We start from the raw sequence: 25,020 nt of genomic DNA, 5'->3' as shown, positions 1-25,020 counted from the left end.
TGTGATTAACGGCGGCCTTCAGCAATTGCGGTGACCGCTTGAATCTCTGCGGCTTCCTGCTCTTGCTGTTCCTGACGGTCACGAACATCCAGAATTTGGTTGTTGATCAGACCTTCTTCGATCTCACGCAGTGCGATCACGGTGTACTTATCGTTTTCTTCAGGAACCAACGGATCTTTGCCGCCAGTCTGGATTTGACGGGCGCGACGAGCAGCGACCAACACCAGGTCAAAACGGTTACCAATTTTCTCTACAGCGTCTTGAACAGTTACGCGTGCCATAATGTGCTACTCCACAGGAAATAAAATGACTGGGCATCATACTGAAAGAGGCGTCAGTCTGCCAATAGTTTGGTGATTAATGCATCATGCCGAACCTGTTGTCTGCTCAAACGCAGACGTTCGGCGCGAATGATGGTTTTCAGATCGAGCAGTGCCAGATCGAAATCATCATTCACAATCAGGTAATCATACTCGCCGTAGTGCGTCATTTCAGCCACAGCCTGAGACATACGGCGGGCAATAACCTCATCACTGTCTTGTCCACGGCCACGCAGACGGCGAGCCAGCTCTTCTTTTGACGGTGGCAGGATGAAAATACTGCGCGCGAGCGGCATTTGGGCGCGAATTTGCTTGGCACCTTGCCAATCGATGTCCAGAAAAACATCAACACCTGTCGCTAATACCTGTTCAATTGCAGGTCGGGATGTGCCGTAGTAATTACCGAAGACTTCAGCATGTTCCAGAAACTCACTATCCTGAATCATACGCTTGAATTCATCGACTTCGACGAAAAAATAGTGTTCGCCGTGGTTTTCTCCCGGTCGTTTCGCTCGTGTGGTATGCGAAATCGAGACCTGAGTGTCGTAAAGCGGCTGAGTTTTTAATAATGCCTGAATCAGGCTGGATTTCCCGGCTCCACTGGGAGCAGAAACGATATATAACGTGCCTTGAGCCATAATGAAGTTTATTTACGTTACGATGGTGGATGTTGATATGCAGCAGGAACATGTGCATATCCCCGCATTATACACGCCAATATGTCATCAGTCGCGCTGTGATAAATTCTCCACGGATTGTTTTTCCGTTATGCCATTGGGCAAATCTTTTGCCAACGTGTCTTTTTGAGATTGCGACGCGCGTTCCTGTCATTTTTACCGGTGTTGTAAACGATAAATCATCTTGCGGTGCGCTTGGCATTCCTCCTTTTTTTGCCTCGTCTTTTCCCCTTTGTTGCTATGTACTGCGCCCATTCGCGACTGGATGGCTGGAGGGACTATGTGGCTCAGGATTTACACTTTTTTGATCATCTGCGTTGTTGGGGGCATCAGTGGTTTTTCGGCTGCGGCCGAAATCTGCCCCGATTGGGATAACACGCGTTCGAAAAAAGAAATTACTGCATTGCGTCAGCAGTTAGAACGGTGGGATGACGTGTATTACACCGAAGGGAAAAGCCCTGTAGCAGATGATGTTTATGATCAACTGAGGGAGCAGTTAAACCAGTGGGTTGGCTGCTTTCAGCCTCAAAACGTGTTTCCTGTCCGCCTACCCGATCATGGCAAGCAGCTCCATCCTGTTGCCCATACGGGGTTGAAAAAATTGTCCGATCGCGAGCAATTGGTGCACTGGATCGCACAGCGTAAGGATTTATGGGTTCAGCCAAAAGTTGATGGTGTGGCCGTCACACTGGTCTACCAGCACGGCAAGCTCGTGTCCGCGGTTAGCCGGGGTAATGGCATTCAAGGCGAAGACTGGACTGAAAAAGTTCGTCTGATTCCGGGAATCCCTCATTTACTAGCCGATGCACCTTCCTCGTTAGTATTACAAGGAGAGCTTTTCCTAAAGATGACCGATCATCGACAGCGTACTCAGGGTGGTGTTAATGCACGCTCAGTCGTGGCGGGTGAAATGCGTCGTCATCAGCCATCTCCCGTGTTGTCGCAGATTGGCCTGTTTGTCTGGGAATGGCCGGATGGCCCAAAGACGATGCCCGAACGTCTGAAAAAATTGCAGGAAATGGGATTTGCTATGGTAGCGGAGTATACCCATGCCATTGGGTCATTCGCCGACGCGGAGAAATGGCGTCACTACTGGTATAGCAGTCCCTTGCCCTTCGTGACGGATGGCGTGGTTATCCGCCAGACTAAAGAACCGCAGGGACGCTATTGGCGTAACACATCGGCCGACTGGGCGATCGCATGGAAATATCCGCCTGTTCATCAGGTTGCGGAAGTCACCGATGTGGCTTTTTCTGTCGGGCGTACGGGTAAGATCGCCGTGGTGTTGAAGCTTAGTCCTATGAAATTGGATGACAAATCGGTCAGCCGGGTGAATGTGGGCTCGCTATCTCGTTGGAAGCAATGGGATGTGTTGCCTGGCGATCGGGTAAGTGTCAGCCTGGCGGGACAGGGGATTTCGCGTCTGGATAATGTGGTATGGCGTGGGACTGAGCGGCCAGCTATCACCCCACCCAGTGAACATGATTTCCATGATTTTAGCTGTTTTCGCTATAGCGCGGTGTGTCAGCAGCAATTTCTTGCGCGCTTAGTTTGGCTAAGTGGGGAACACGGTTTAAATCTGGCGGGCATGCGTGACGGGATGTGGTTGCGCTTGATGCAACATAATTTACTGGGGGATGTACTGGCGTGGTTATCTCTGACCGAAGCACAGCTTAATGCCGTCAATGGTATGGGTGATAAGCGGGCGCGGGATATTTACACGAGCTTGCAGTCGGCACGACAGAAGCCGCTATCTCGCTGGCTACTTGCATTGGGTATTCCTGTTCCCCGCTCAGCAATGAGTGCATTGGATCATGTGGATTGGCTGGCGTTACAGCAACGGACGATACAGCAGTGGCGACAGTTTTCGGGTATTGGAGAACGGCGTGCAGAAGAAATTATGGCGTTCCTGAATCACCCCATCGTTGTGGAACTCATTGCCCGATTGCATCGCGAGGGTATACCTCAATAATTGGTCGTGTTTTCTTAGAACATGTTGGGTCACGCAGTTTATTTTTTCGTGGATTCATTCACATAAAAGAACAGTTTTTTCCTGTTTCCTTCACTTCATTATAAGTAATATTTACTCATTAACGGTCTAAGCCTATTTGCTGTTTTGCGATATAAAAAAGCCTGAGCGTCTGATTATTTTCGTTGAACTCAAGCATAGGGATGTTGTCGTATATCTTCAGATAATAAGAAAGGTTTGTTGGAGCACTTGTCATAATGAAGTTTGTAGCATCTTTTTCGCAACCCAAGTTATCGTTTGTCCTGGCAATCTATATTGGTCTTTTTCTCAATATCTCAGTGTATTACCGCCGATTTGATTATTTTTCACTCTCTGCTGGCAGCCAGATTCCAACGCTTATTCCCGCTCTTGTCGAATTGACAGCAAGTATCTTATTCACCTTTTTCCTGATGAGAATTATTTCACTTGGGGGACGCCGTTTTTATCGGATTATCGCTTCTCTTTTAGTGCTGATTTCTGTTTCCGCTAGTTATTACATGACGTTTTTCAATGTCGTGATTGGCTATGGGATTGTTGCAGCAGTCATGACCACGGATATTGATCTTTCTAAAGAAGTTATCGGCTTTCGTTTTTTCCTATGGATGCTAGTGGTGAGTGCGTTGCCATTATTTTTGATCTGGAAGAACTCACTGCGTGATACGTTGATCGAACAACTTAAATCGCCAGGGAAGCGTTTGATTCCTCTTTTGGTTCTTGTCGCTGTCGTTGCACTCGTGTGGATGCCACTTCGCTATATGGACAAGGCTCAGTCGGTGTCTGAACGAGAATCCAATGTGGATTTACCTAGTTATGGCGGCGTTGTGGCTCATTCTTATTTGCCTTCTAACTGGTTATCTGCGTTAGGGTTATTTGCATACACCAAGTATGACGAGAGTCAGGATTCCTCCAATCTTTTTGACCCCGCTCAGCATTTTACCTATGTCCCGCCGAAAGGTATTGATGATACTTACGTGGTTTTCATTATTGGTGAAACAACCCGTTGGGATCATATGGGGCTGTTAGGCTACGAGCGAGATACGACGCCGAAGTTATCAAAAGAAAAAAATCTGGTCGCATTCCGTGGCCAATCATGTGATACCTCGACCAAACTTTCCATGCGCTGTATGTTTGTGCGAGAAGGCGGTACGGAAGACAACCCGCAGCGAACGCTAAAAGAACAGAACGTCTTTGCCGTAATGAAAGAGCTGGGCTTTACCTCCGAACTGTTTGCGATGCAAAGTGAGGTGTGGTTTTACAATAGCATTGAGGCGAACAACTATTCCTTCCGAGAAATGATCGCGTCAGAGAAACAGAATGACGGCAAATCGGTGCAGGATATGTTGCTAGTTGATGAGGTCAAGGAGTCGCTGGCACGCTACCCTCAAGGTAAGCATCTGATTGTGTTGCATACCAAAGGCTCTCACTATCTGTATTCCATGCGATATCCCCGCAGCTATGCGCGCTATCAGCCAGAATGTATGGGCGTTGATGCCTCCTGTTCGCGTGAGCAGTTGATTAATGCTTTTGACAATAGCGTGCTCTATACCGATAGCTTTATTGATAGCGTCATCGATCAGGTGCGGGACAAGAAAGCGATCGTGTTTTATGCCTCCGATCACGGTGAGTCTATTGATGATAACTACCATTTGCACGGCACGCCGCGTCAGATGGCACCACCTGAGCAGTTCCGTTCACCGATGATGGTGTGGACATCGGATAAATTTCTGGCTGACGCCGATAATTTACATGCATTTGAGCAGTTAAAAGCCCAGCAGCGCGTTGGTAAAACACATCGCCATGAAGAGTTGTTTGATACGATTCTTGGATGTTTGGGATACACGTCGCCTGACGGCGGTATTAATCCTAAGAATAATTGGTGTCAGAAACCTGCTGATTGACATGAATCACGGACAAGGACGTCGATTTCAGGCTTGTAAATACAAGGGATGGATACTTTAACGGCAGCCGGAATCCTTTTGTGAAAAAGGGATTGACGCTTCAATGAGGTAGCAGTAATATGCGCCCGCATTCGGCGAGTAGCGCAGCTTGGTAGCGCAACTGGTTTGGGACCAGTGGGTCGGAGGTTCGAATCCTCTCTCGCCGACCACTTTATTTCTCAATAGATAATCCCCTCTTATTTTATTTTCCGATACTCTCTGATTTCACCTTATTCCTTTGTAAAAAAAGATTCTTATATCAACGTTACTTGGCGTTGGGAATTGCTCTATTTCCTTTGTTTTCAGTTCGGAATGTTCCCAAAAATAGAGCGGAAAAGCATGCGTTAATCTTCCTGGATAATATGTATCTTTTTGTTTTTTAATGATTAAAAACAAAAACTCCCTCAGGTGTTTGAAAATAATACAGGCTTTACCTCACCGTATTTAAATGTAAGTTTATGTGCGGTCAACATTCGCGATACTTACCTATTCGCTTTGTTGAAGCCGTCTTTTTATTCAAACATGGAAGATGTTTCTATCATGAAAAAAACAACACTGCTGCTTTCCACTCTGATTGCTTGTGCCATGGGAATGTCTGCTGCTCAGGCGACACAAACGGTATCATTGGGTTATGCCCAGGCGAAAGTTGATGACTTTAAAGATCCAAAAGGGATTACGGCAAAATATCACTATCAGGGTGATTCCGCTCTAGGAATTATTGCTTCTTTCACTTATCTGGGGGCAAAAGAAGAGTATTATGATCGTGACTTCAATTCCTACGATACGACTAAACTTAAATATTATTCCTTGATGGCTGGGCCATCCTATCGTTTTAACGATGTCGTTAGTGTTTATGGCCTTGCAGGTGTTGGTCATGGAAAAGTGGATTGGAAATACGATTACGGCACTTTTGCTGATTCAGGCAGCGAGAAAGAAACCCGCTTTGCTTACGGCGCTGGTATCCAAATCACACCGGTAGCAAACTGGGCAATTGATATTGGCTACGAAGGCACGAAAATCTACGAAACGCGTGTAGATAGCTTTAATATTGGCGTCGGCTATCGTTTCTAATTTGTCTGAATATAGAAAACCGGTGGACGAGCTTCTGCCGGTTATTACTTCTTTTCCCTCTCTTCTTTTTTATTCATAAAGCTCTCTATCGATTTATTACTATGATAGTGCAGCCATACTAGCAACGATTCATTGTTCATCGGCTTCGCATAAAGAAATCCCTGTATATATTTGACGCCGTGCTGTTGTAAATACATGAGTTGTTGCGTGGTTTCCACGCCTTCTGCTATCGATTGAAGTTTGATGCGATGACTCAAATTAATAATGGCATCAAGAATGGGGGCTTCTTCATCCGGTGATGAAATGGCACTGACGAATCCCTGATCGATTTTCAGGCAATCCAGTGGGAAATTTTGCAGATAAGAGAGTGAACAGTGGCCGGTGCCGAAGTCATCGATGGCGATCATAAAGCCATCTTCACGTAGTTGATGCAGGCGCTGTATGACTTCAGGGCCGTTGCTAATGAGGTTACGTTCTGTCAGTTCCAGCGTAATGCTTAATGAATGAGAGGCAACTTTTTCTGCGAACCGATGTACGTCTGAAACGAAATTTGGGTGATGTAGATGCTCGGCTGCCACGTTAAGGCTCAGATGAAATCCGGGTTTTACCTGCCAACTGGCGATATCGGCTGCGACCAGATCAAATAAATGCCGGGTGATGGGGATAATCATGCTTTCTGCTTCGGCGGCAGAGATAAATATATCGGGTCTGATCCACTGTCCATTACTGCGCCGCCAGCGCAGTAATGTCTCAACGCCGATGCAGGATTGCGATTCTGCATCATAGATGGGCTGGTAATATACGGAAAATTCGCCTTTGGCGATGCCTTTACGGAGCTCGTCGCGGAATAATAATTTACGTTTTTGCCAGTACCACATCATCGCGAAGAAGAGCAGGGAGAGAATCATTGCCAGCGGCAAGAACGTGAAGAACGCCTGCTTCCAGTTTGCGACAGATTGAGAAGTTGGTGCGGTAACCGTGAGGGCTATCGGGAAAGCGCTCGATTTTATTTCAAGCGCTGAGGTAGAAAATAAGCCTGAGTTGAGCGTAATGATCGGGCCAATTTGAATGGGGTAACCGTTGCCGATCTTCAGTGTAAGTTGATAGCCGCGGGTTTGGCTGATCGCCGTCATAAGATCGATCAGGTACTGCGCGTCAACCATGGTGTAAGCGCCATAACCCGTGAGGGGCATCTGGACGAAGATGATTGCAGGGCGTGTTCTCACGTTGTCTGAGCCTGCAATTGACAGGCTCCAGCGTTCAGAATAGGTATCCGGCAGCGGCTGTTGAATGACGCGACTTATTGGTGTCAGTGCGTTGCCAAACGTTGAAGAGCAGTAGACATCGGTATTATGGGTGACGCCGATCGCGCGAAAGTAAGGAAAAATCGAGCCAAGACGTTGCAGCGCATCATTGATGGCATCACAGGACTGACCATGAAAGTGCTGGAGGCGATCCACCATCTTCCACGCCTGCGTGGAAATATTCTCAGCATGATTCATTGCGATTTGCGCTGTGGCTTCCAAATCGCGTTTTACCATTAACCTGGATTCTACAAAAGTGAACAGTAATCCCAGCAGCAGTGGCAGCATACCTGCTGTCAGTAACTGCAACATGTTGATTTTACGTTCACTACGTCTGGGGCTCATTCACATCTCCTTTCTGGCAGCAGAGGCCTATGTAGAGACGTCCCTTTCTCCATTAACTAAAGGAGAGCGCTGAATAGAGGTTATTATAGTGCCTATTTGCTAAAAGGCAGCGCTTGTGCGCAGGCCCATGCCGAACTCCACGCCCATTGGAAATTATAGCCGCCCAGCCAGCCAGTTACGTCGACCACTTCACCGATGAAATACAGCCCTGGCACTGAATTAGCTTCCATGGTTTTGGAAGACAGCGCGCGGGTGTCAACACCGCCGATGGTCACTTCTGCGGTACGGTAGCCTTCCGTACCATTCGGCTGTACGCGCCACTGTTGCAGGCTTTGTTCAATTTGTAGCTGCTGTGCGCTGTTGAGCTGTTTCAACGTTACATCTGGCAGTTGTCCTAGTGTTTGCAGGCATTCAACCAGTCGTTTAGGTAGCCACTGTGCCAACGTATTTTTCAGGCTTTGGTTTGGATGGGCACTGCGTTCATCATTGATGAGCTGGGCGAGATTGTGTCCGGGTAGTAAGTTAATGGTGACGAATTCACCCGCTTGCCAGTAGCTGGAAATTTGCAAAATAGCGGGGCCAGAGAGCCCACGATGTGTGAACAGGATGTTTTCACGGAACGTCACGCCATTTTCTGCGGTGATGACGGTAGGTACAGAAACGCCGGAGAGCGTTTGCAACTGTTCGAGCAGTGGTTTGTGCAGCGTAAAGGGGACTAGCGCGGCGCGGGTTGGGAGTACGTTAAGATCAAACTGCGCGGCAAGCTGGTAACCGAACGGCGTTGCGCCTAGACCGGGCATCGACAAGCCGCCGCAGGCAACGACCAGTGATACGCTTTGGAATGATGTACCGTTGCTGAGGTGGATGGTGAACAGATCGTCTGATTTCGCCACTGAGGTGACTTCACTGCGCAGACGAAGGGTGACGTTAGCCTGCTCGCATTCTGTTACCAGCATATCCACAATTTGCTGTGCGGAGTCATCGCAAAATAGCTGGCCAAGTGTTTTCTCGTGGTAAGCGATGCGGTGGCTGTTGACCAAACTAATGAAATCCCATTGGGTATAACGCGCCAGTGCCGATTTACAGAAGTGAGGATTGTGGGACAGATACGCGGCCGGCTCCGCATACATATTGGTAAAGTTGCAGCGTCCGCCGCCGGACATCAATATTTTACGCCCCGCCTTCTTGCCGTTATCGAGCAGTAGAACACGCAGCCCACGCTGTCCCGCCTGTGCGGCACAAAACATGCCTGCTGCACCAGCACCGATGATGACAACGTCAAACTGTTCCACAATGCATTTCTCCGATGAGTGATTGATTACCGCAGGCAAATGGGCCATTGGGGCGGCAAATTGTAGTGTTGGTTTTTGTTCGATACCAGCGTAACAATTTGCATGTTTTAGTAAAAATATATAATTAATTGATTTATATTGATTAAGTGGTTTTCTTGTCGATGCCCGTCACATTTTAAGTCAAAAAAATGTCATATTTTCCTTTTCCCCACCCCTGCTTGTCGCCGATAATGCGCCGCGTTCATGACCACTAAATGGCCTAACGTTTATGCTACATTTATTTGCCGGACTGGATTACTACACCGGCCTGATGTTGATATTGGCTTTGTTGTTTGTATTGATGTACGAAGCCATTAACGGTTTTCACGATACTGCGAATGCCGTTGCCACCGTTATTTATACCCGAGCCATGCGTGCAGAGTTTGCCGTTGTTATGGCGGGTGTCTTTAATTTCTTCGGTGTACTGCTGGGCGGCCTGAGTGTGGCCTATGCGATTGTTCACCTTCTTCCCACGGATTTATTGCTGAATGTGAGTTCGGCGCATGGTCTGGCGATGGTCTTTTCCATGCTGCTGGCTGCCATTATCTGGAATCTGGGTACCTGGTATTTTGGTATTCCTGCCTCCAGCTCTCACACGTTGATTGGCTCCATCATCGGTATTGGTTTGACCAACGCACTGCTGACGGATACCTCCATCGTGGATGCGTTGAACGTGCCGAAAATGATCAGCATTTTCCTGTCACTGCTGCTATCGCCAATTGTGGGGATGGTAGTCGCAGGTCTGATGCTGCTGGTACTGCGTCGGTTCTGGAACAACAGTAAAAAACGCAAACGCGTGCATCTGACGCCCGTCGATCGCGAAAAGCAGGATGGCAAACGTAAGCCGCCATTCTGGACGCGTACCGCGCTGATTCTATCGGCGATTGGGGTGAGCTTCTCTCACGGTGCAAACGACGGTCAGAAAGGTATCGGCCTGATTATGCTGGTGCTGATTGGTGTTGCGCCTGCCGGGTTTATTGTCAACATGAACGCGTCTGGTTATGACATCAGCCGGACGCGTGATGCCGTTGTTAATTTACAGGAATACTACAAGCAGCACGGCGACGCGTTGACGCATGTCATCGACCTGTCTCCGCCAGTGATTCCTACGCCAGAAAGCACGATTCCCGGCAATGGTCAGAAAGAGTTCCACTGTGACAGTTCACGCGTAATGATTGCGATTGAGCGCACACAGGGCTTGCTGAATAACCTGAAAAGCTATGACCAACTGAACCCTGACGATCGAAGCAGAGTGCGTCGCTTGCTGATGTGCATCTCGGATACGATGGATCGGGTGATCAAGCTACCAGAAACGTCGGGCGAAGATAAACGCTACCTGAGCAACCTGCGTAAAGACATGCTGCAGACGGTTGAGTATGCGCCTCTTTGGATTATCGTTGCCGTCGCACTGGCGCTGTCTCTGGGCACCATGGTGGGCTGGAAACGCGTTGCTGTCACCATCGGCGAGAAGATTGGCAAGAAAGGCATGACCTACGCACAGGGTGTTTCGGCACAGGTGACGGCGGCCTTGTCGATTGGCGTTGCCAGTTACACCGGTATGCCGGTTTCCACCACGCACGTATTATCCTCGGCGGTTGCTGGGACGATGATTGCTGACGGTGGGGGCGTACAGGGCAAAACGATAAGAAGCATTCTGCTGGCTTGGGTATTGACGCTGCCTGTCTCAATGCTGATGTCTGGTGCGCTGTACTGGTTGGCTCTGAAGCTGATTTGATTTTGGTAACGAGTTAATCATAAAAAAGGCGATTCTGTGGGGAATCGCCTTTTTACTTTTTATCGACGTTCATGCTGTTAATACCAATAATTGTATAAGTACAATGTGTTAATACCACATCATCATGGCAATCAGGCTGATGACGATGAGGCCACACAAGGCGGTCGTGAGCAGAAATTGCCCTCGTACTCGCTCACAGCGGCGAATAAACTCAGGGTCGTGATGATCAAGATAACGCTGTGCGTAGATGTATCCTACCAGCCGGATTTGTTTGCTTGGCTGCCCGTGCGATGTGAAAAAACCTCCTCCATCAACGTATTGGTAAAGCAGTGGATCGCAGTCACGCAAAATCAGCAGTAACACGCGTAATGAAGAGTAGTACCTCGCCATATTAATGATGCAGACGATACATAAAGCCCAGAAAAGCGCAAATGTACTAATCATGCTTCCCTCCCGGTCGTTCTATTCGTCAGATACGATGGCCACACATTCCCGTTGCCCACCTGTGGCCGATGACAAGCGTTACGATTACTTGCGACGCTTATCTACGATGTTTTTCTACGACGAGCGTCTTTCAACGACGAATAGTTATGCCACGCGCTTGCGCACGATTTTATTGTCATTGTGGATAGCCAACAGCGTCACGGCTAGCCCCATTCTTGTTTTCCATCCCAGAGCGCAGTGGATAGTCTTACTGCCCCCTACTTGTAGTGTAGAAGAAGAATGTTCGTTTGTGCCAGAGAGGCAGACGCAATCGACATGAAGGATGATTTTCGACGAGATAATGCGTTTTCTGAAAGGAGAAGCTACGCGATTTAACTGTGAAAAGGAGCGGTTTCTACTACACTTATCAATAGAATTAACAGATTTGAAAACGGGTTGTGATCGACTGAACAGTCCGATAGCGCGGGCGAGTGCTATCCTATAATCCGCCGTTAAGTATCAGATTGGCAGGAGAAATAGCTGCTAACCCTTAATTAGTCTTTACGGAAGGAGTCTCATTATGGCTTACAAACACATCCTTATTGCGGTTGACCTTTCTCCAGAAAGCAAAGTGTTAGTGGAAAAAGCGGTATCAATGGCAAGACCGTACAATGCGAAAGTCTCGTTAATCCATGTTGATGTGAATTACTCCGATCTCTACACGGGGCTGATCGACGTCAATCTGGGTGACATGCAACAGCGTATCTCCGAAGAAACCCAGAATGCGTTGACCGAGCTGTCCCAAAATGCCGGCTACCCCATCAGTGAAACGCTGAGCGGCAGCGGTGATTTAGGGCAAGTGCTGGTGGATGCAATCAAGAAATACGACGCTGACCTTGTGCTGTGCGGGCACCATCAGGACTTCTGGAGCAAATTGATGTCTTCTGCACGTCAGCTGATTAATACCGTCCATGTTGATATGCTCATCGTGCCGTTGCGTGATGAAGAAGACGAATAAAAATTAGCTTTTTTTGCATTTTTTTTCAGTGACGAAAGGCACGGCTTCTTAGCTGTGCCTTTTGTTATATAACAAAAACTTATGTCTAATTTCCTTCTCAAAACCGCCCAAAAACCCTTCCTATCTCATTGGATTGTAACGTTTATCTGAAAAGAAAACGCTTGCTTAAATATCCATCGCCAGTGTTATAGTCCAGAGGACACAACCTCATTTTCACCGATCCCACAAGCTTCTGCGTGTCTAAAAATTAAAGAAGCAGACGGGAGCTTATTCGTTCAATCAGGAGCTGTTCATGGCACAAATCGTATCTCTGGCAAGTTTTCTTGATTCTGTTCAACAACGCGATCCGCATCAGCCTGAATTTCTACAGGCCGTTAATGAAGTCCTTTCCACGCTGTGGCCTTTTCTGGAGCAGAACCCTCACTATGCGGATTACAGCCTGCTGGAACGATTAGTGGAACCGGAACGTGTGATTCAGTTTCGCGTGGCGTGGACGGATGACAAAGGTCAGGTACAAGTAAACCGTGCCTGGCGTGTTCAGTTCAGCTCCGCGATTGGCCCGTACAAAGGCGGCATGCGCTTCCACCCGTCCGTTAACCTGTCGATTCTGAAATTCCTTGGATTCGAGCAGACGTTCAAGAATGCGCTGACGACGCTGCCAATGGGCGGTGGTAAAGGGGGTTCAGACTTTAATCCGAAAGGGAAAAGTCAGGGTGAAGTCATGCGTTTCTGTCAGGCACTGATGACGGAACTGTATCGTCATCTGGGCGCGGATACGGACGTTCCGGCGGGTGACATCGGCGTGGGTGGCCGCGAAGTTGGCTTCATGACCGGCATGATGAAGAAACTGACCAACAACACCGCGTGTGTCTTCACCGGCAAAGGGTTGTCGTTCGGCGGTAGTTTGATTCGTCCTGAAGCGACGGGCTACGGTCTGATTTACTTCACGGAAGCGATGTTGAAGCGCCATGGTTTGGGCTTTGAAGGTATGCGAGTTGCGGTGTCCGGTTCCGGTAATGTGGCGCAGTACGCGATTGAAAAAGCGATGGAGCTAGGGGCTCGCGTGGTCACGGCATCAGATTCCAACGGTACCGTGGTGGATGAAAACGGGTTTACCCCAGAGAAACTGGCGCTGCTGGAAGAGATTAAGAACAAACGCTATGGCCGCGTGGAAGATTACGCACGTGAAGCGAAGCTGACCTATCTGGCAGGCAAGACGCCGTGGGAAGTGCCGGTAGACATCGCGCTGCCTTGTGCGACGCAGAATGAGTTAGATCTGCCAGCGGCGCAGACGCTGATTGCTAACGGTGTGAAAGCCGTGGCGGAAGGCGCCAATATGCCAACCACCATCCCGGCGACCGACGCGTTTCTGGATGCGGGCGTGCTGTTTGCACCGGGCAAAGCAGCCAACGCAGGCGGTGTGGCAACATCCGGGCTGGAAATGGCGCAGAACGCGGCACGTTTAGGCTGGAAAGCCGAGAAGGTAGACGCGCGTCTGCACCACATCATGTTAGATATTCATAATGCATGCGTGCAGTACGGTGGTGAAGATAGCCAGACGAACTACGTACGCGGAGCCAACGTGGCGGGCTTTGTAAAAGTAGCCGACGCGATGCTGGCACAGGGCGTTGTGTAACGGATGATGGTTCAACGGTAATGGTGTAACGCATAATGTAGTCAAAGCGCTTGTATTCGCAGGTGCTTTGACTTTTCACTTATTTATCTATGTTTTAGCGACATTTCTTGCTGGACACCGCTTCCTGCCTTTCTTTATCTTAATCCGTATTGCGTATCGTCGGTATTGTGTTTCTGCCTTCCGGTACAACCTGTCCTCTTCAAGGCTTACACCATTGTGAAAATCAAACATCTTCCTTTCGATCAGAATCGTAATGGCTGGTCGGCAGATCTCGCCGATAAACCTATTTACCCGCAGCAGCGGGGGAAAACAACGGCGGACTGGCTGGTGATCGGCGCAGGCTATGCGGGGATTGCTTTTGCACACCGTTTGGCTGAACAACGCCCGGATAAACACATTATCCTGCTGGATGCGGGCGAGATTGGCGACAATGCCTCTGGGCGTAACTCCGGTTTCGTTATCGATTTGCCGCACAATATCGGCAGTTCGACGGCTGAACTGGAAAAAGCAGCGGCTTATCGCCGTCTGTTGCAGTCCGGCGTCGCGCATCTGAAAGAGAAGGTGGATCGCCACGCTATCGCGTGTGACTGGAGTGTGGCAGGGAAATATCACTGTGCTGTCAGTTCGACGTTTAATGGTCTGATCGATACCTATGTCCGTGAATTGGACGACCTTGGCGAATCTTATCAGGTAGTCGAAAAAGATGAACTTTCCCGCCGCCTCGGCACGTCTTTCTACCATCGTGCTGTGTATACCCCCAATTGTATTCTGTTAAACCCAGCGGCACTGGTGATCGGGCTGGTGGCTAATCTGCCTAAGAACGTGACGGTTTACGCCCATTCACCCGCGCTGAATATCGAAACTGGATCGCGCATTCGCGTGGAAACGCCCTATGGCGAGATTCAGGCAGAGAAGCTGATGATGGCGATTAACGGCGCGGCGCGCGGCCTGCCGCTGTTTAAGGGGCGGGTATTTGCCGTGGCGACCTTTGCGACACTGACAGAGCCGCTGAATGCGGAGCAGATAGCGCGGATTGGTGACATGCCGGATTGGGGATTGACGCCGGTTAATGCGTTGGCCAGTGCGACGCTGCGCTATACGCGTGACCATCGTTTCCTGATTCGGGAGCATGTGAAATTTACGCCTGAGTTGGTCAATAGCGCGGTAGAAACCGGACGCCACGCACGTCGTCACGCAGCTATTTTTGCCCGCATGTTCCCGCAATTGAGCGATGTGAAGATGGCGCATACCTGGTCAGGCTTGATTAGCGTCACGCGCAACGGCGCGCCAATTTGGGGACAGTTAAGCGACAATGTGTACGCGTCCGCTGGCTGTAACGGGGCGGGGTTGTCGAAGCAAACTGCTGCCGGGCATATTTTGGCGGATCTGGCGTTAGGTGAAGACAATCCGTTGATTGGTGATATGCAATCGCTCGGTCAGGCAAACTACCTGCCGCCACGCCCTTTTCTGGATGTTGGCGTGAATGGCTACCTGACGAGCGAACGTTGGAAAGCCCGCAGCGAGCGATAATAAGGCCTACCGACGGCAGGCCTTGAAGACCGTTAGAAAACCTCTTCGTAGAATGATAATGGAATAGAAGAGTAAAGCGTCCGCGCCATGGACAAAAACGTTAGGAACGTTTTTGAACGTCGCTTGCGACGGCCCTGAAAGGGGGAATCTCAGGGATGAGATTCCTATCTGCGCGGCTCGAGCTTACGGGGACGTACTTGCAGCGTCTTTACGATCTATCCATTATCATCGCGCGATGCACTTCGTTAGGAATCTTGGGTTTCCGTAAGGCGTCGGTTAGTTAATCGCTGCGATAATCGTCAGTTGATCGTTCAGCCGCTGTTTGGTCAACGCATTGGTGGTGCTGTCGCGCTGTTGCGTCAATTCCGCCACGCGTTTTTCTCTTTGTGCGGCATCTGGCAGCAGCAACGACTTCACGTTGATAGATTGCACATTGCTGTAGCGGCTATCGTCTGAGGTTGGTACGCTGATTTTTCCGCCGTTGAGCAGTGATTCGACAATTTTGCGTTCGCGCTCATAGCCCTGCAATCCTGCCAGCTTCCAGCGCTGCGGCACTGTACCCTCGTATTGGCCTTTTTTCACCTCGGTCAGATAGCGGATGGTCAGGTTACGAATCGTGCCGGCCTCTTCGCCATATTCTACTTTGGTATCCGATAGCACTGGGAACTGCATGCCTTCCAGCACGCCGCCTTTCTGCGTCAGGTGGCCCATGCGGTAACTGTTCATACCCAGACGAATCGGCATGTCGTCGGTAACTGGCATGCCGTTATTCATTTTCAGGTCGGTGATGCGCTGCCCAGCGGGTTTCGTCAGGTCGATGGTGTACGTCACGCCGTCGAAGAAATCATTGGTGGAATACTTGGACGCGCGGCGCTGTGGATTGAAACTGTAAGTCACATCGCCGTCCTGCAACTGGTTGAAGTAACCTGCTGACCATTCCATGTATTTCTTCAGTTCTTTTCCGGTTAGCTGATAAACCGTGATTTCACCGCCAGCATATTGATAGTTAAAGGCGATGTCCTTTGCGGCGATGGTGCCGACGTTCAGTTTGGGACGATCGTTATCAATTTGCAGTGCGATGACCTGCGCTTTAGGGGCGTAATGGCGGCTGGCTTCCTGGAACAGGGCGCTGATGCCCGTGTCCTGCACGTGTACCTGAGGAATGCCTTTCACGGTATCTTGCGGCACCAGATCGTGCCCAAGAAGTTGTGCAATCGGGCGATTAGCGTTGGCGCGCAGCGTATTGTGGTAAGGCTCGTAGATGTCTTCCATCTTACGGTCAGAATCTACGTCCTTGATCGAATAGGTATAGCTGTCTTTGTTGATCAGCACGTACTTGCCGTTTTGCTGCTCAAACTGCAAATCGATGCGCGACAGTGCACGGCCATATCTGTCCGGTTCGGTGACGATCACGCCATTAATCACCTCTTTGTCCACTTTTACGTGCATATGGCCTGCGACGATGGCGGCTAATTCAGGATTCGCGCGGGCAATATCACCGACGCCAGTGCCCGGTCGCTGGTTTTCGTTATCGATTCCCATATGGGCGACCAGCACGATGGCATCTACGTTGCCGTGGATTTGCTGGATAACGGTTTTGACCGCCCCGACGGGATCGGTAAAGTTCAGCCCTTTCACGCGGTCAGTGCCTTTGGCGAATTCCGCAGTCATCGGCGTATCCATACCGATAATGCCAATCTTCACGCCTTGCCGTTCGACAATTTTATAAGCGGGTAGGTAAGGTTTACCGCTTTCCCAAAAAATGTTGCCTGCCAGCGCGGTGCCTTTGAACTGGTCAAGCGAGGTGGAAAGCACGTTCAGGCCGAAATCGAACTCGTGGTTGCCCAGCACCCAGACGTCATAATTCAGGGCATTAAAACCGAGGATCATCGGGCTGGTTTTGTCATTTTTGAAGGTTTCGACAAAGTTACCCTGAATGGTATCGCCCGCATCAACCAGAATGACATTCGGCTGCTGTGCGCGAACTTTATGCACCTGCGTGGCGATCTGGCTCAGACTGCCAGCCATGTTGGCGGTGTCGGTGGCGTAATCCCAGGGAACAAAGGTGCCATGCAGATCGGATGTCCCCAGAATCGTAATATTGACGGGTTCTTGAGCGGCCATAGCAGAAGTACTCAAACAAAGCAGAAGTGACAGAAGCGTTTTTTTCATTATGTCATCTTAGTGTCATAAAAGGTGATAACGCGGAATTATGCGATTTGCTTCTCATTAGTGCCACAGACTTTGCAAAAGCAGCGTAGGAAATGCGAAGCAGGCTAAGTTTTTAGTCGCCGATACGCGTAGCGTCACGGCGATGAGATTTTTCAGGCGGGAAGATAGAAGTCGAAACGATGGCTTTTGGTTTCTAACATGGACTGTGCTGGCACGCCTGCCAGCGGCGGCGCATAGTCTGGTCGCTTCACCACGACGCGTTTCTTCGCCAGCGCACGTGCGGGTTCCAGCAATGCATCGGCGTCGTCATCCGCCCCCACCAGTGATTGAAACACCCGCATCTCTTTCTTCACCAGCGCGCTCTTTTGTTTGTGCGGGAACATCGGGTCGAGATAGACCACATCCGGCGGCGGCGTGATGTCACGCAGCGCAGTCATACTTGATGCGTGTAGCAGCGTGAGCCGTTCCCGTAGCCACGGGCCGATTTCCGCATCCTGATAGCCACGCTGCAACCCGTCGTCCAGCAGTGCCGCAACCACCGGATTGCGCTCAACCATGCGTACTCGACAACCTAATGCCGCCAGCACGAAGGCATCGCGCCCCAGCCCGGCCGTCGCATCCACGACATCCGGCAGGTAATCTTTTTTGATACCGACGGCTTTAGCGACGGCCTCACCGCGTCCGCCGCCAAAGCGGCGACGGTGTGCCATCGCCCCACCAACGAAATCCACGAAAATAGCGCCAAGCTTCGGTTCGTCCTGCTTACGCAGTTCCAGGCGTTCGGCGGTTAGCACCAGCGCCATCACCGCATCGGGATCGGAAACCAGTCCCCAGCGTTCGGCCAGAGAAGATAAGGCGCCACTATCGGCGCCTTCTTCTGCGATTAAGCAGATGCTCATCCTTTGATGCCGTAATGCGCGAGCATGGCATCTAACTGAGGTTCACGGCCACGGAAGCGTTTGAATAGCTCCATGGGCTCTTCGGAACCGCCGCGAGTCAGGATGTTATCCAGGAATGACTGACCGGTTTCTCGGTTGAAGATGCCTTCTTGCTCGAAGCGGGAATAGGCATCGGCTGCCAGCACGTCGGCCCACAGATAGCTGTAATAGCCTGCGGCATAGCCGCCCGCGAAAATGTGGCTGAACGCGTGCGGGAAGCGGCCCCAGCTTGGGCTCGGCACCACGGCCACCTGCGCTTTGATTTCGGCCAGCGTCGGCAGAATCTGTGCGCCTTTCGCAGGATCAAACTCGGCATGCAGGCGGAAATCGAACAGACCGAACTCCAACTGACGCAGAATGAACAGCGCGGCCTGATAGTTTTTCGCCGCCAGCATTTTATCCAGCAGTTCCTGCGGCAGCGGTTCACCGGTTTCGTGGTGGCCGGAAATAAAGGCCAACGCTTCCGGCTCCCAGCACCAGTTTTCCATGAACTGGCTCGGCAGTTCGACCGCATCCCATGGTACGCCGTTGATGCCAGCGACACCGGCGGTATCGATCTGGGTCAGCATGTGGTGCAGGCCGTGGCCGAATTCGTGGAACAGGGTAGTGACTTCATCGTGGGTGAACAGCGCGGGTTTGCCGTTGACCGGGCGGTTGAAGTTACAGACCAGATAGGCGACCGGTTTTTGCAGCTCGCCGTTGCCTTTGCGTAGTTTACCCGCGCAGTCGTCCATCCAGGCTCCGCCGCGTTTGTGTTCACGGGCGTATAAATCGAGATAAAAACTGCCGCGTAGTTCACCGCTTTCATCGAACAGATCGAAAAAGCGAACATCCGGGTGCCACACATCGACGTCTTTACGCTCTTTCGCTGTAATGCCGTAGATACGTTTAACCACTTCAAACAGGCCGTTTACCGCGCGGTTTTCCGGGAAGTATGGGCGAAGCTGCTCATCACTGATGGAATACAGATGCTGCTTCTGCTGCTCGCTATAGTAGGTAATATCCCAGGCCTGCAACTCATCTACGCCGTAGTGTTCTTTGGCAAAGGCGCGCAGCTGAGCGAGTTCTTCTTCCGCCTGTGGACGGGCGCGCTTCGCCAGATCGGTCAGGAAATCGAGTACCTGCTGCGGGTTTTCCGCCATTTTGGTCGCTAGCGACTTGTGCGCGTAGCTATCGAAGCCCAGCAACTGTGCCAGTTCGTGACGCAGTGCCAGCGCTTCCGCCATAATTTCGCTGTTGTCCCATTTGCCAGCGTTTGGCCCCTGATCGGAAGCTCGCGTGCCAAAGGCGCGGTACATCTCTTCACGTAGTGCCTGATTGGTGCAGTAGGTCATCACGGGTAGATAGCTCGGGATATCCAGCGTCAGCAGCCAGCCCTCTTGCTCCTTGGCTTCTGCCTGCGCTTTAGCTGCTGCCAGCGCGCTTTCCGGCATGCCATCCAGCTCAGTGACGTCGGTAATCAGTTTGCTCCAGCCCATCGTGGCATCCAGCACGTTGTTGCTGTACTGCGAGCCTAGCTCGGACAGACGGGCGGAAATTTCGCCGTAGCGTTTCTGTTTTTCCGGCGACAGGCCAATACCGGACAGTTCAAAATCACGCAGCGCGTTATCAACGGATTTCTTCTGCGCCACGCTCAGCGTGGTGTAGTGTTCACCGTCACGCAGGCTACGGTAGGCCTGGTACAACCCGGCGTGTTGACCAACCCAGGTGCTGTGCTCGGATAACAGCGGTAGACATTGTTCATACGCACCGCGCAGCTCTGGGCTGTTTTTTACCGCATTCAGATGGCTAATGGGGGAAAAGATGCGGCTAAGACGATCGTCGCTGTCTGCCAGCGTCTGGCACAGATTATCCCACGTAAACGGCCCCGCTTGAGCGACCACCCGCTCTACCGTCTTACGGCATTCATCCAGCGCATCTTTCACTGCTGGGACAATATCTTCTGTTTTAATGCTGGAGAACGGGGGCAGGGTAAATGAGGTCAGTAATGGATTCGTCATGGTGCCGTCCTGATAATTGTGGGTGATCTCGTTGCCGATAAATGGAGTCTGTTGAAAAGAGACCGGCAAAGCGCATATCTATTGCGGATTAATTACTAAGATGAGGTCAAGTGCCGCGAAAATCAATGGTAGAGCCGGTGCTCCTCGTAACCAAAGGTACATTTTTCCATCATGAATAAGCGCCAAAACATTACCTGAACACGGTTCTTAACGCTGTGCTAAATACGTGTCCCTGAAATTTTTTGCTATTTTTCTGCCCGATTTCGTTTTTCGCGTGACCTACCTGATGTGTCTTTTTTTTCAATATTTCAGGGGAATGACAATGGCAATAAACCATCATGATGGCGGGTGCATCGCTGCGCACAAACCTGCCTTGGCGGTCGCGCGGGCAGTCCATTTGGCACTGTCTGGCGTGTTGATCTTGGGTGTTGGCGCGGCCAGCTCGGCGTTGGCGGCGGAAAGTTCTGCTGCTGTCGCAGCACCAAGAATGACGTTTTCCATTCCGCCAGGGTCGCTAGGGGCCTCTTTGCAGGCTGTCGCTAGCCGCGCCAATGTTATTCTCACGTTCTCTCCCGACCAAACACAGAATAAAACTAGCGGGAGTGTGCAGGGAACCTACACCGTTCAGGAAGCCTTTGCGGCTGCGCTGGCGGGAACGGGGCTCAATGTGGTTCAGACGGCCACGGGCTATCGGTTGGAATCCACGCTTGCCGCCGAGGGAAGCGACGGCAGCCTGATGATCCCGACGCTCTCGGTTGTCGGTGGTACATCGGACAGCGCCGCTGCTGGGCGTTCTGTGTTGCGTCAAGCCGATGTCGATCGTGTACAAGCCGACAACATTGCCAGCCTGCTCGACAAACTCCCCGGCGTGTCGATGGCGGGTTCTCCTCGACCGGGTGGGCAGAGCCTGAACATCTGGGGCATGGGCGACATGGAAGACGTCAAAGTTGTTCTGGACGGCGCGCCGAAAGGTTTTGAGAAATACCGCCAAGGTTCTGTGTTTATTGAGCCTGAGCTGATTAAGCGTATCGACGTCGATAAGGGCCCGCATGACATTCGCAGCGGCAACGGCGGTTTCGGCGGCACCATTCATGTTGATACTAAAGACGCCAGCGATCTGCTGCTGCCGGGAGAAAACTTCGGCGGGATGGTCAAATACAGCTATCACACCAACGATCGGCAAAATATCTACAGCGGCGCGCTGTATGGCCGCACGGAAGAGGGGATGGCAGATGGCCTGCTCTATATGAGCAAGCGCGATGGCGACAATATCGAACGTCCTGATGGCACTCGCTTTGCCTACTCGACCAGCGACATGGCGTCCTATTTACTGAAGACCAACATCTATCTGACGGATTCTCAGACGCTGACACTCTCCGCGATGCGCTCCGAATCCGATGGCTGGCAGCCGTTTGCCGCTAAACGTGACGAGATGACCGCACCTTCACAAAGGGATGTTGACCTCTACGGTTGGGAAGGGGCTTGGCTACGTAAGCTGGTTTACCGCGATCAGGTTGATAAAAACTACTCGCTGAAATGGAACCTTGCACCGGAGGATAAGCCGTGGCTGAATTTGACGGCGTCATTTGCTACCTCAAAGACTGAACAGCATGACAGACGCCCTGATTCGGCTTCTCAAGACAGTTTTCTGGGCACGTTAGGGAACGAAAGTTGGGTAAGCTATAAAGATCAGCTTGCGGAAGTCAGTAACGAAAGCCGTTTCAGCACCGGTCCTTTCGACCATGCTGTTCTCGTCGGAATGAGCTGGCACCAGCATAAGCGCGATACGCTTATTTATTACCCGTCTGGCAAGAATAGCGCCGAATATAACTATGGCTATTTACAGCCTTACTACATGCCTGCGGGAGATCAGGAAACGCGTAGTGTCTATCTACAGGATGCGGTTACGCTGGGCAGCGTAACGATCACGCCGGGCGTACGCTATGACCATGTAACCAATACTGGGCGACCCAACATAGCCCCTCGTTATAACAGTAGTAATCCTGCTGCTGGGCATGATTACAGCAGCGTGACTTACACCGGTTGGTCGCCGCGAATCGGTGCTTTATGGAAAGCAACGGATAACCTCTCGCTGTTTGCTGATACCAGCCGAACCTGGCGCGCGCCCGTTATCGATGAGCAGTATGAAGTACAATCTGCGACCTCGGGTGTGCCTGGTAGCAGCCGTAATCTGCAAGTGGAAAGCATTAAAGGCATCCGCCTGGGAGCGATTCTGGACTTCAATAACCTCATGCTGGAAGAAGACAGTTTGCAAATCCGCACCACGCTGTTCCGTAACCGTGGCAAAAACGAAATTTTCAAACGTACAGGCGTGTATTGCGAAGCGTCTGCACAGACGGGTCGTAATTCATCCTGTGCCGGGCCGTTGTCGGTTTACCGCAATCTGACGGGATATACCATCGAAGGGATTGAAATTGAGTCGTTCTACGACAGCCGCAGGCTGTTTGGTAGCCTGTCCTTCTCCTCGATTCGCGGCGAACGCGATGCTTCACCGCGTAACCCGTGGGGCAATAAAACCTGGATTGCTGAAATCCCACCAACAACCGCACATGCGACGCTGGGCACCAAAATTCCGAGTTTGGATATGGCAATAGGCTGGACGGGTGATTTCGTGCGTAAGCAGGATCGCTCACCTGCTGACGGCGACCCGCTGGCTTCTGGCTGGGCGTTACCGAAGACTAAAGGCTATGTGCTGCATGGCTTGTTTGCCAGCTGGCAGCCGCAGACGATAAAAGGATTTGAAGCGCGTGTGACGGTCGATAACTTACTGAACACCGATTATTACCCGTATCTGGGCGAATCGGTGTCCGGTGTGGGACGTAACGTGAAAATCAGCGTACTACAACGCTTCTGATAGCATTGCGTGGGGCGGATGTGATGTCCGCCCCGTTTGTAGGGACGTGTTGCGTGGGCGTAATGCAAATTCAGCAAATTTGAATAATTTTCGTTTCGGAACTTGACAGCCAGAGGGAAAAAACATAAATAAGAACGATTATCATTCTTATATTTAAATGGCACTCTGGGGTAAAGTTCGATGGTGAGGAAAGCGACGGCCAGCGTAAATGACTTTGCCCAACAGCTCTATTTCGATCACCACCGCTGGTTGTATAACTGGCTGCGCCATAAATTGGATTGCGCCCAGCATGCGGAAGACCTGGCACAGGACACGTTCCTTAACGTGTTGATGAATCCCGACCTTCTCACGATTCGCCAGCCGCGCCCGTTTCTGGCCACCGTGGCCCGCCGTTTAGTCGCTAATCATTATCGTCGTAAAAAGATTGAAGATGCTTATCTGGATGTGTTGAGCACGCAGCCGGATGTCTGTATGCCATCCCCTGAGACGCGTCTTCTTACCCTCGAAATTCTTGAACAGCTTGATGCGGCGTTGGATGGCCTGCCAGCGCCGGTCAGAGAGGCGTTTTTGCTCGCGCACCTTCACGGTATGCGCTACAGCGATATCGCCGAACGTTTGCGTATTTCCAGCAGTTCGGTGAAACAGTATCTGCAACGCGCCAACCTCCAGTGTTTCTTTGCACTACCGCTATGAACGATCGTATTTTTTATCGTGACGGGCAGGGTCAGCCGATTCAACCAGACAGCGCGCGTGAAGCGGTGGCGTGGCTGACGCAACTGATGTCCGACAGTGTTACGGAACAGGATCGCCGCGAGTGGCAGCGTTGGCGAGAAGCCTCACCGGATAACGAACAGGCGTGGCAGCATATTGAGTCTGTGTGTGCCAATCTGGGTCAGCTTAACGCGCGAGCCGCACACCAGAGCCTGTCGACGCTTAACGGTATGCAGCGTCGCAGCGTTCTGAAAGCGCTGACTATTTTTTGTCTGACCGGAAGCGCTGGGGTGGTTGGGTCGCGCACCGATCTCTGGCGGTCGTTTACGGCGGATTACCAGACACAGGTAGGCGAACAGCGCCATGCCGTATTGGAGGATGGCACTACGCTGCTTCTGAATACGCAGACGGCGCTGAATGTGACCTACAGTGACGATCTACGCCAGCTCGCGCTGATCCGCGGTGAAGTCATGATCGAAACTAGCCAGGCTGTGAAGACTGGGCAATATCCTCGTCCTTTCGTTGTGACAACGGCGCAGGGAAAGGTGCAGGCACTGGGGACGCGCTTCAGCCTGCGGATACAGGGTGAACACACTCAGGTAGCGGTGTATGACGGTGCGGTAAGGCTTTATCCGCAGCAGAACGGTCAAGATGTACAAGTGGTAAAAAGCGGGCAGATGGCGACGTTCACCACGCAGCGCTGTGGGGCGATTGAGACAGCAAAAGCAGAGCCGGCTTGGGTGAAAGGGCAATTGTTGGCGGATAACCAGCGTCTGGTGGATTTTGTTGATGAACTGAGTCGCTATCGCAGCGGCGTGATTCGTTGCCAGCCAGAGGTTGAGAGCCTGCGGTTTTCCGGTGTCTTCCCGCTGTCGGATACCGATAATATTTTGGCTGCGCTGGTGGAGGCGCTTCCTGTGCAAGTGCGTTATTTCTCTCGTTACTGGATTCAGATTGCTGCGCGATAAAATATCCTGCCAAAGCGTAAT

18 protein-coding genes and 1 tRNA gene are annotated in these 25,020 nt (G+C 51.2%); 11 read left to right on the top strand and 8 right to left on the bottom strand.

Going from position 1 to position 25,020, the window contains the following annotated elements:
• Window positions 1–5 precede the first annotated feature (5 nt).
• Both rpoZ and gmk read right to left on the bottom strand, forming a co-directional pair.
• Window positions 6–281: a DNA-directed RNA polymerase subunit omega gene (rpoZ, locus tag E2566_RS21195; RefSeq protein ID WP_005968230.1), complete on the bottom strand. Its 276-nt coding sequence runs from the start codon at window positions 279–281 to the stop codon at window positions 6–8.
• 53 nt (window positions 282–334) lie between these two features.
• Complete coding sequence (gene gmk / locus E2566_RS21190) at window positions 335–958, bottom strand: guanylate kinase (RefSeq protein ID WP_107169346.1); 624 nt, start codon at window positions 956–958, stop codon at window positions 335–337.
• Between the two features lie 319 nt (window positions 959–1,277).
• On the opposite strand from gmk, the gene ligB reads away from it, so the two are divergent.
• From ligB to E2566_RS21170, 4 genes are all read left to right on the top strand, one after another.
• The gene (ligB, locus tag E2566_RS21185) at window positions 1,278–2,969 is read left to right on the top strand and encodes an NAD-dependent DNA ligase LigB (protein WP_107169345.1); all 1,692 of its coding nucleotides are present in this window, start codon (window positions 1,278–1,280) and stop codon (window positions 2,967–2,969) included.
• Window positions 2,970–3,223: 254 nt separating this feature from the next.
• Window positions 3,224–4,903 (top strand): kdo(2)-lipid A phosphoethanolamine 7''-transferase, encoded by a 1,680-nt coding sequence (eptB, locus tag E2566_RS21180; protein ID WP_107169344.1) that lies wholly within the window; start codon window positions 3,224–3,226, stop codon window positions 4,901–4,903.
• 132 nt (window positions 4,904–5,035) lie between these two features.
• A tRNA-Pro gene (locus E2566_RS21175) sits at window positions 5,036–5,112 on the top strand.
• Window positions 5,113–5,350: 238 nt separating this feature from the next.
• Entirely contained in the window at window positions 5,351–6,013 is a 663-nt protein-coding gene (locus E2566_RS21170; protein ID WP_233671780.1) for an Ail/Lom family outer membrane beta-barrel protein, read from the top strand.
• A 44-nt stretch (window positions 6,014–6,057) separates the two neighbouring features.
• Here E2566_RS21170 and E2566_RS21165 read toward each other — a convergent pair whose 3' ends face one another.
• Together E2566_RS21165 and E2566_RS21160 are read right to left on the bottom strand one after the other, a co-directional pair.
• Window positions 6,058–7,662: an EAL domain-containing protein gene (locus E2566_RS21165; RefSeq protein ID WP_107169342.1), complete on the bottom strand. Its 1,605-nt coding sequence runs from the start codon at window positions 7,660–7,662 to the stop codon at window positions 6,058–6,060.
• A gap of 92 nt (window positions 7,663–7,754) precedes the next feature.
• Window positions 7,755–8,954: a BaiN/RdsA family NAD(P)/FAD-dependent oxidoreductase gene (locus E2566_RS21160; protein ID WP_107169341.1), complete on the bottom strand. Its 1,200-nt coding sequence runs from the start codon at window positions 8,952–8,954 to the stop codon at window positions 7,755–7,757.
• Between the two features lie 268 nt (window positions 8,955–9,222).
• Between E2566_RS21160 and pitA the strand changes: the two genes are divergently transcribed.
• A complete protein-coding gene (gene pitA / locus E2566_RS21155) occupies window positions 9,223–10,728 on the top strand; it encodes an inorganic phosphate transporter PitA (RefSeq protein WP_107169340.1) in 1,506 nt (501 codons plus the stop codon).
• Window positions 10,729–10,836: 108 nt separating this feature from the next.
• Here the strand turns inward: pitA and uspB are convergent, their stop codons facing one another.
• On the bottom strand, window positions 10,837–11,172 hold the full coding sequence (uspB, locus tag E2566_RS21150) for a universal stress protein UspB (protein ID WP_107169339.1): 336 nt from the start codon (window positions 11,170–11,172) through the stop codon (window positions 10,837–10,839).
• Window positions 11,173–11,731: 559 nt separating this feature from the next.
• Between uspB and uspA the strand changes: the two genes are divergently transcribed.
• The 3 genes from uspA (at window position 11,732) to E2566_RS21135 (ending at window position 15,335) form a co-directional block, all read left to right on the top strand.
• On the top strand, window positions 11,732–12,169 hold the full coding sequence (gene uspA, locus E2566_RS21145; protein ID WP_005968210.1) for a universal stress protein UspA: 438 nt from the start codon (window positions 11,732–11,734) through the stop codon (window positions 12,167–12,169).
• A gap of 292 nt (window positions 12,170–12,461) precedes the next feature.
• Window positions 12,462–13,805 (top strand): NADP-specific glutamate dehydrogenase, encoded by a 1,344-nt coding sequence (gene gdhA, locus E2566_RS21140; protein ID WP_039474396.1) that lies wholly within the window; start codon window positions 12,462–12,464, stop codon window positions 13,803–13,805.
• 216 nt (window positions 13,806–14,021) lie between these two features.
• Complete coding sequence (locus tag E2566_RS21135; RefSeq protein ID WP_107169338.1) at window positions 14,022–15,335, top strand: NAD(P)/FAD-dependent oxidoreductase; 1,314 nt, start codon at window positions 14,022–14,024, stop codon at window positions 15,333–15,335.
• Between the two features lie 276 nt (window positions 15,336–15,611).
• Here E2566_RS21135 and E2566_RS21130 read toward each other — a convergent pair whose 3' ends face one another.
• The 3 genes from E2566_RS21130 to prlC all read right to left on the bottom strand — a co-directional run bounded on the left by E2566_RS21130 (window position 15,612) and on the right by prlC (window position 20,445).
• Window positions 15,612–17,507, bottom strand: coding sequence for a bifunctional metallophosphatase/5'-nucleotidase (locus E2566_RS21130; protein ID WP_107169337.1), 1,896 nt, complete (start codon window positions 17,505–17,507; stop codon window positions 15,612–15,614).
• Between the two features lie 152 nt (window positions 17,508–17,659).
• The gene (gene rsmJ / locus E2566_RS21125; RefSeq protein ID WP_107169336.1) at window positions 17,660–18,406 is read right to left on the bottom strand and encodes a 16S rRNA (guanine(1516)-N(2))-methyltransferase RsmJ; all 747 of its coding nucleotides are present in this window, start codon (window positions 18,404–18,406) and stop codon (window positions 17,660–17,662) included.
• The gene (prlC, locus tag E2566_RS21120) at window positions 18,403–20,445 is read right to left on the bottom strand and encodes an oligopeptidase A (protein ID WP_107169335.1); all 2,043 of its coding nucleotides are present in this window, start codon (window positions 20,443–20,445) and stop codon (window positions 18,403–18,405) included. The genes rsmJ and prlC overlap by 4 nt, the downstream gene beginning before the upstream one ends.
• A gap of 322 nt (window positions 20,446–20,767) precedes the next feature.
• Between prlC and E2566_RS21115 the strand changes: the two genes are divergently transcribed.
• The 3 genes from E2566_RS21115 to E2566_RS21105 all read left to right on the top strand — a co-directional run bounded on the left by E2566_RS21115 (window position 20,768) and on the right by E2566_RS21105 (window position 24,999).
• On the top strand, window positions 20,768–23,320 hold the full coding sequence (locus tag E2566_RS21115; protein WP_107169334.1) for a TonB-dependent receptor: 2,553 nt from the start codon (window positions 20,768–20,770) through the stop codon (window positions 23,318–23,320).
• Between the two features lie 180 nt (window positions 23,321–23,500).
• Complete coding sequence (locus E2566_RS21110) at window positions 23,501–24,013, top strand: sigma-70 family RNA polymerase sigma factor (protein ID WP_107169333.1); 513 nt, start codon at window positions 23,501–23,503, stop codon at window positions 24,011–24,013.
• Window positions 24,010–24,999 (top strand): FecR domain-containing protein, encoded by a 990-nt coding sequence (locus tag E2566_RS21105; RefSeq protein ID WP_107169332.1) that lies wholly within the window; start codon window positions 24,010–24,012, stop codon window positions 24,997–24,999. The genes E2566_RS21110 and E2566_RS21105 overlap by 4 nt, the downstream gene beginning before the upstream one ends.
• Window positions 25,000–25,020: the final 21 nt, after the last annotated feature.

This window comes from Pectobacterium punjabense (genome assembly GCF_012427845.1).
Taxonomy (GTDB): Bacteria; Pseudomonadota; Gammaproteobacteria; order Enterobacterales; family Enterobacteriaceae; genus Pectobacterium; species Pectobacterium punjabense.
This window is presented reverse-complemented; position numbering and strand designations above follow the sequence as displayed.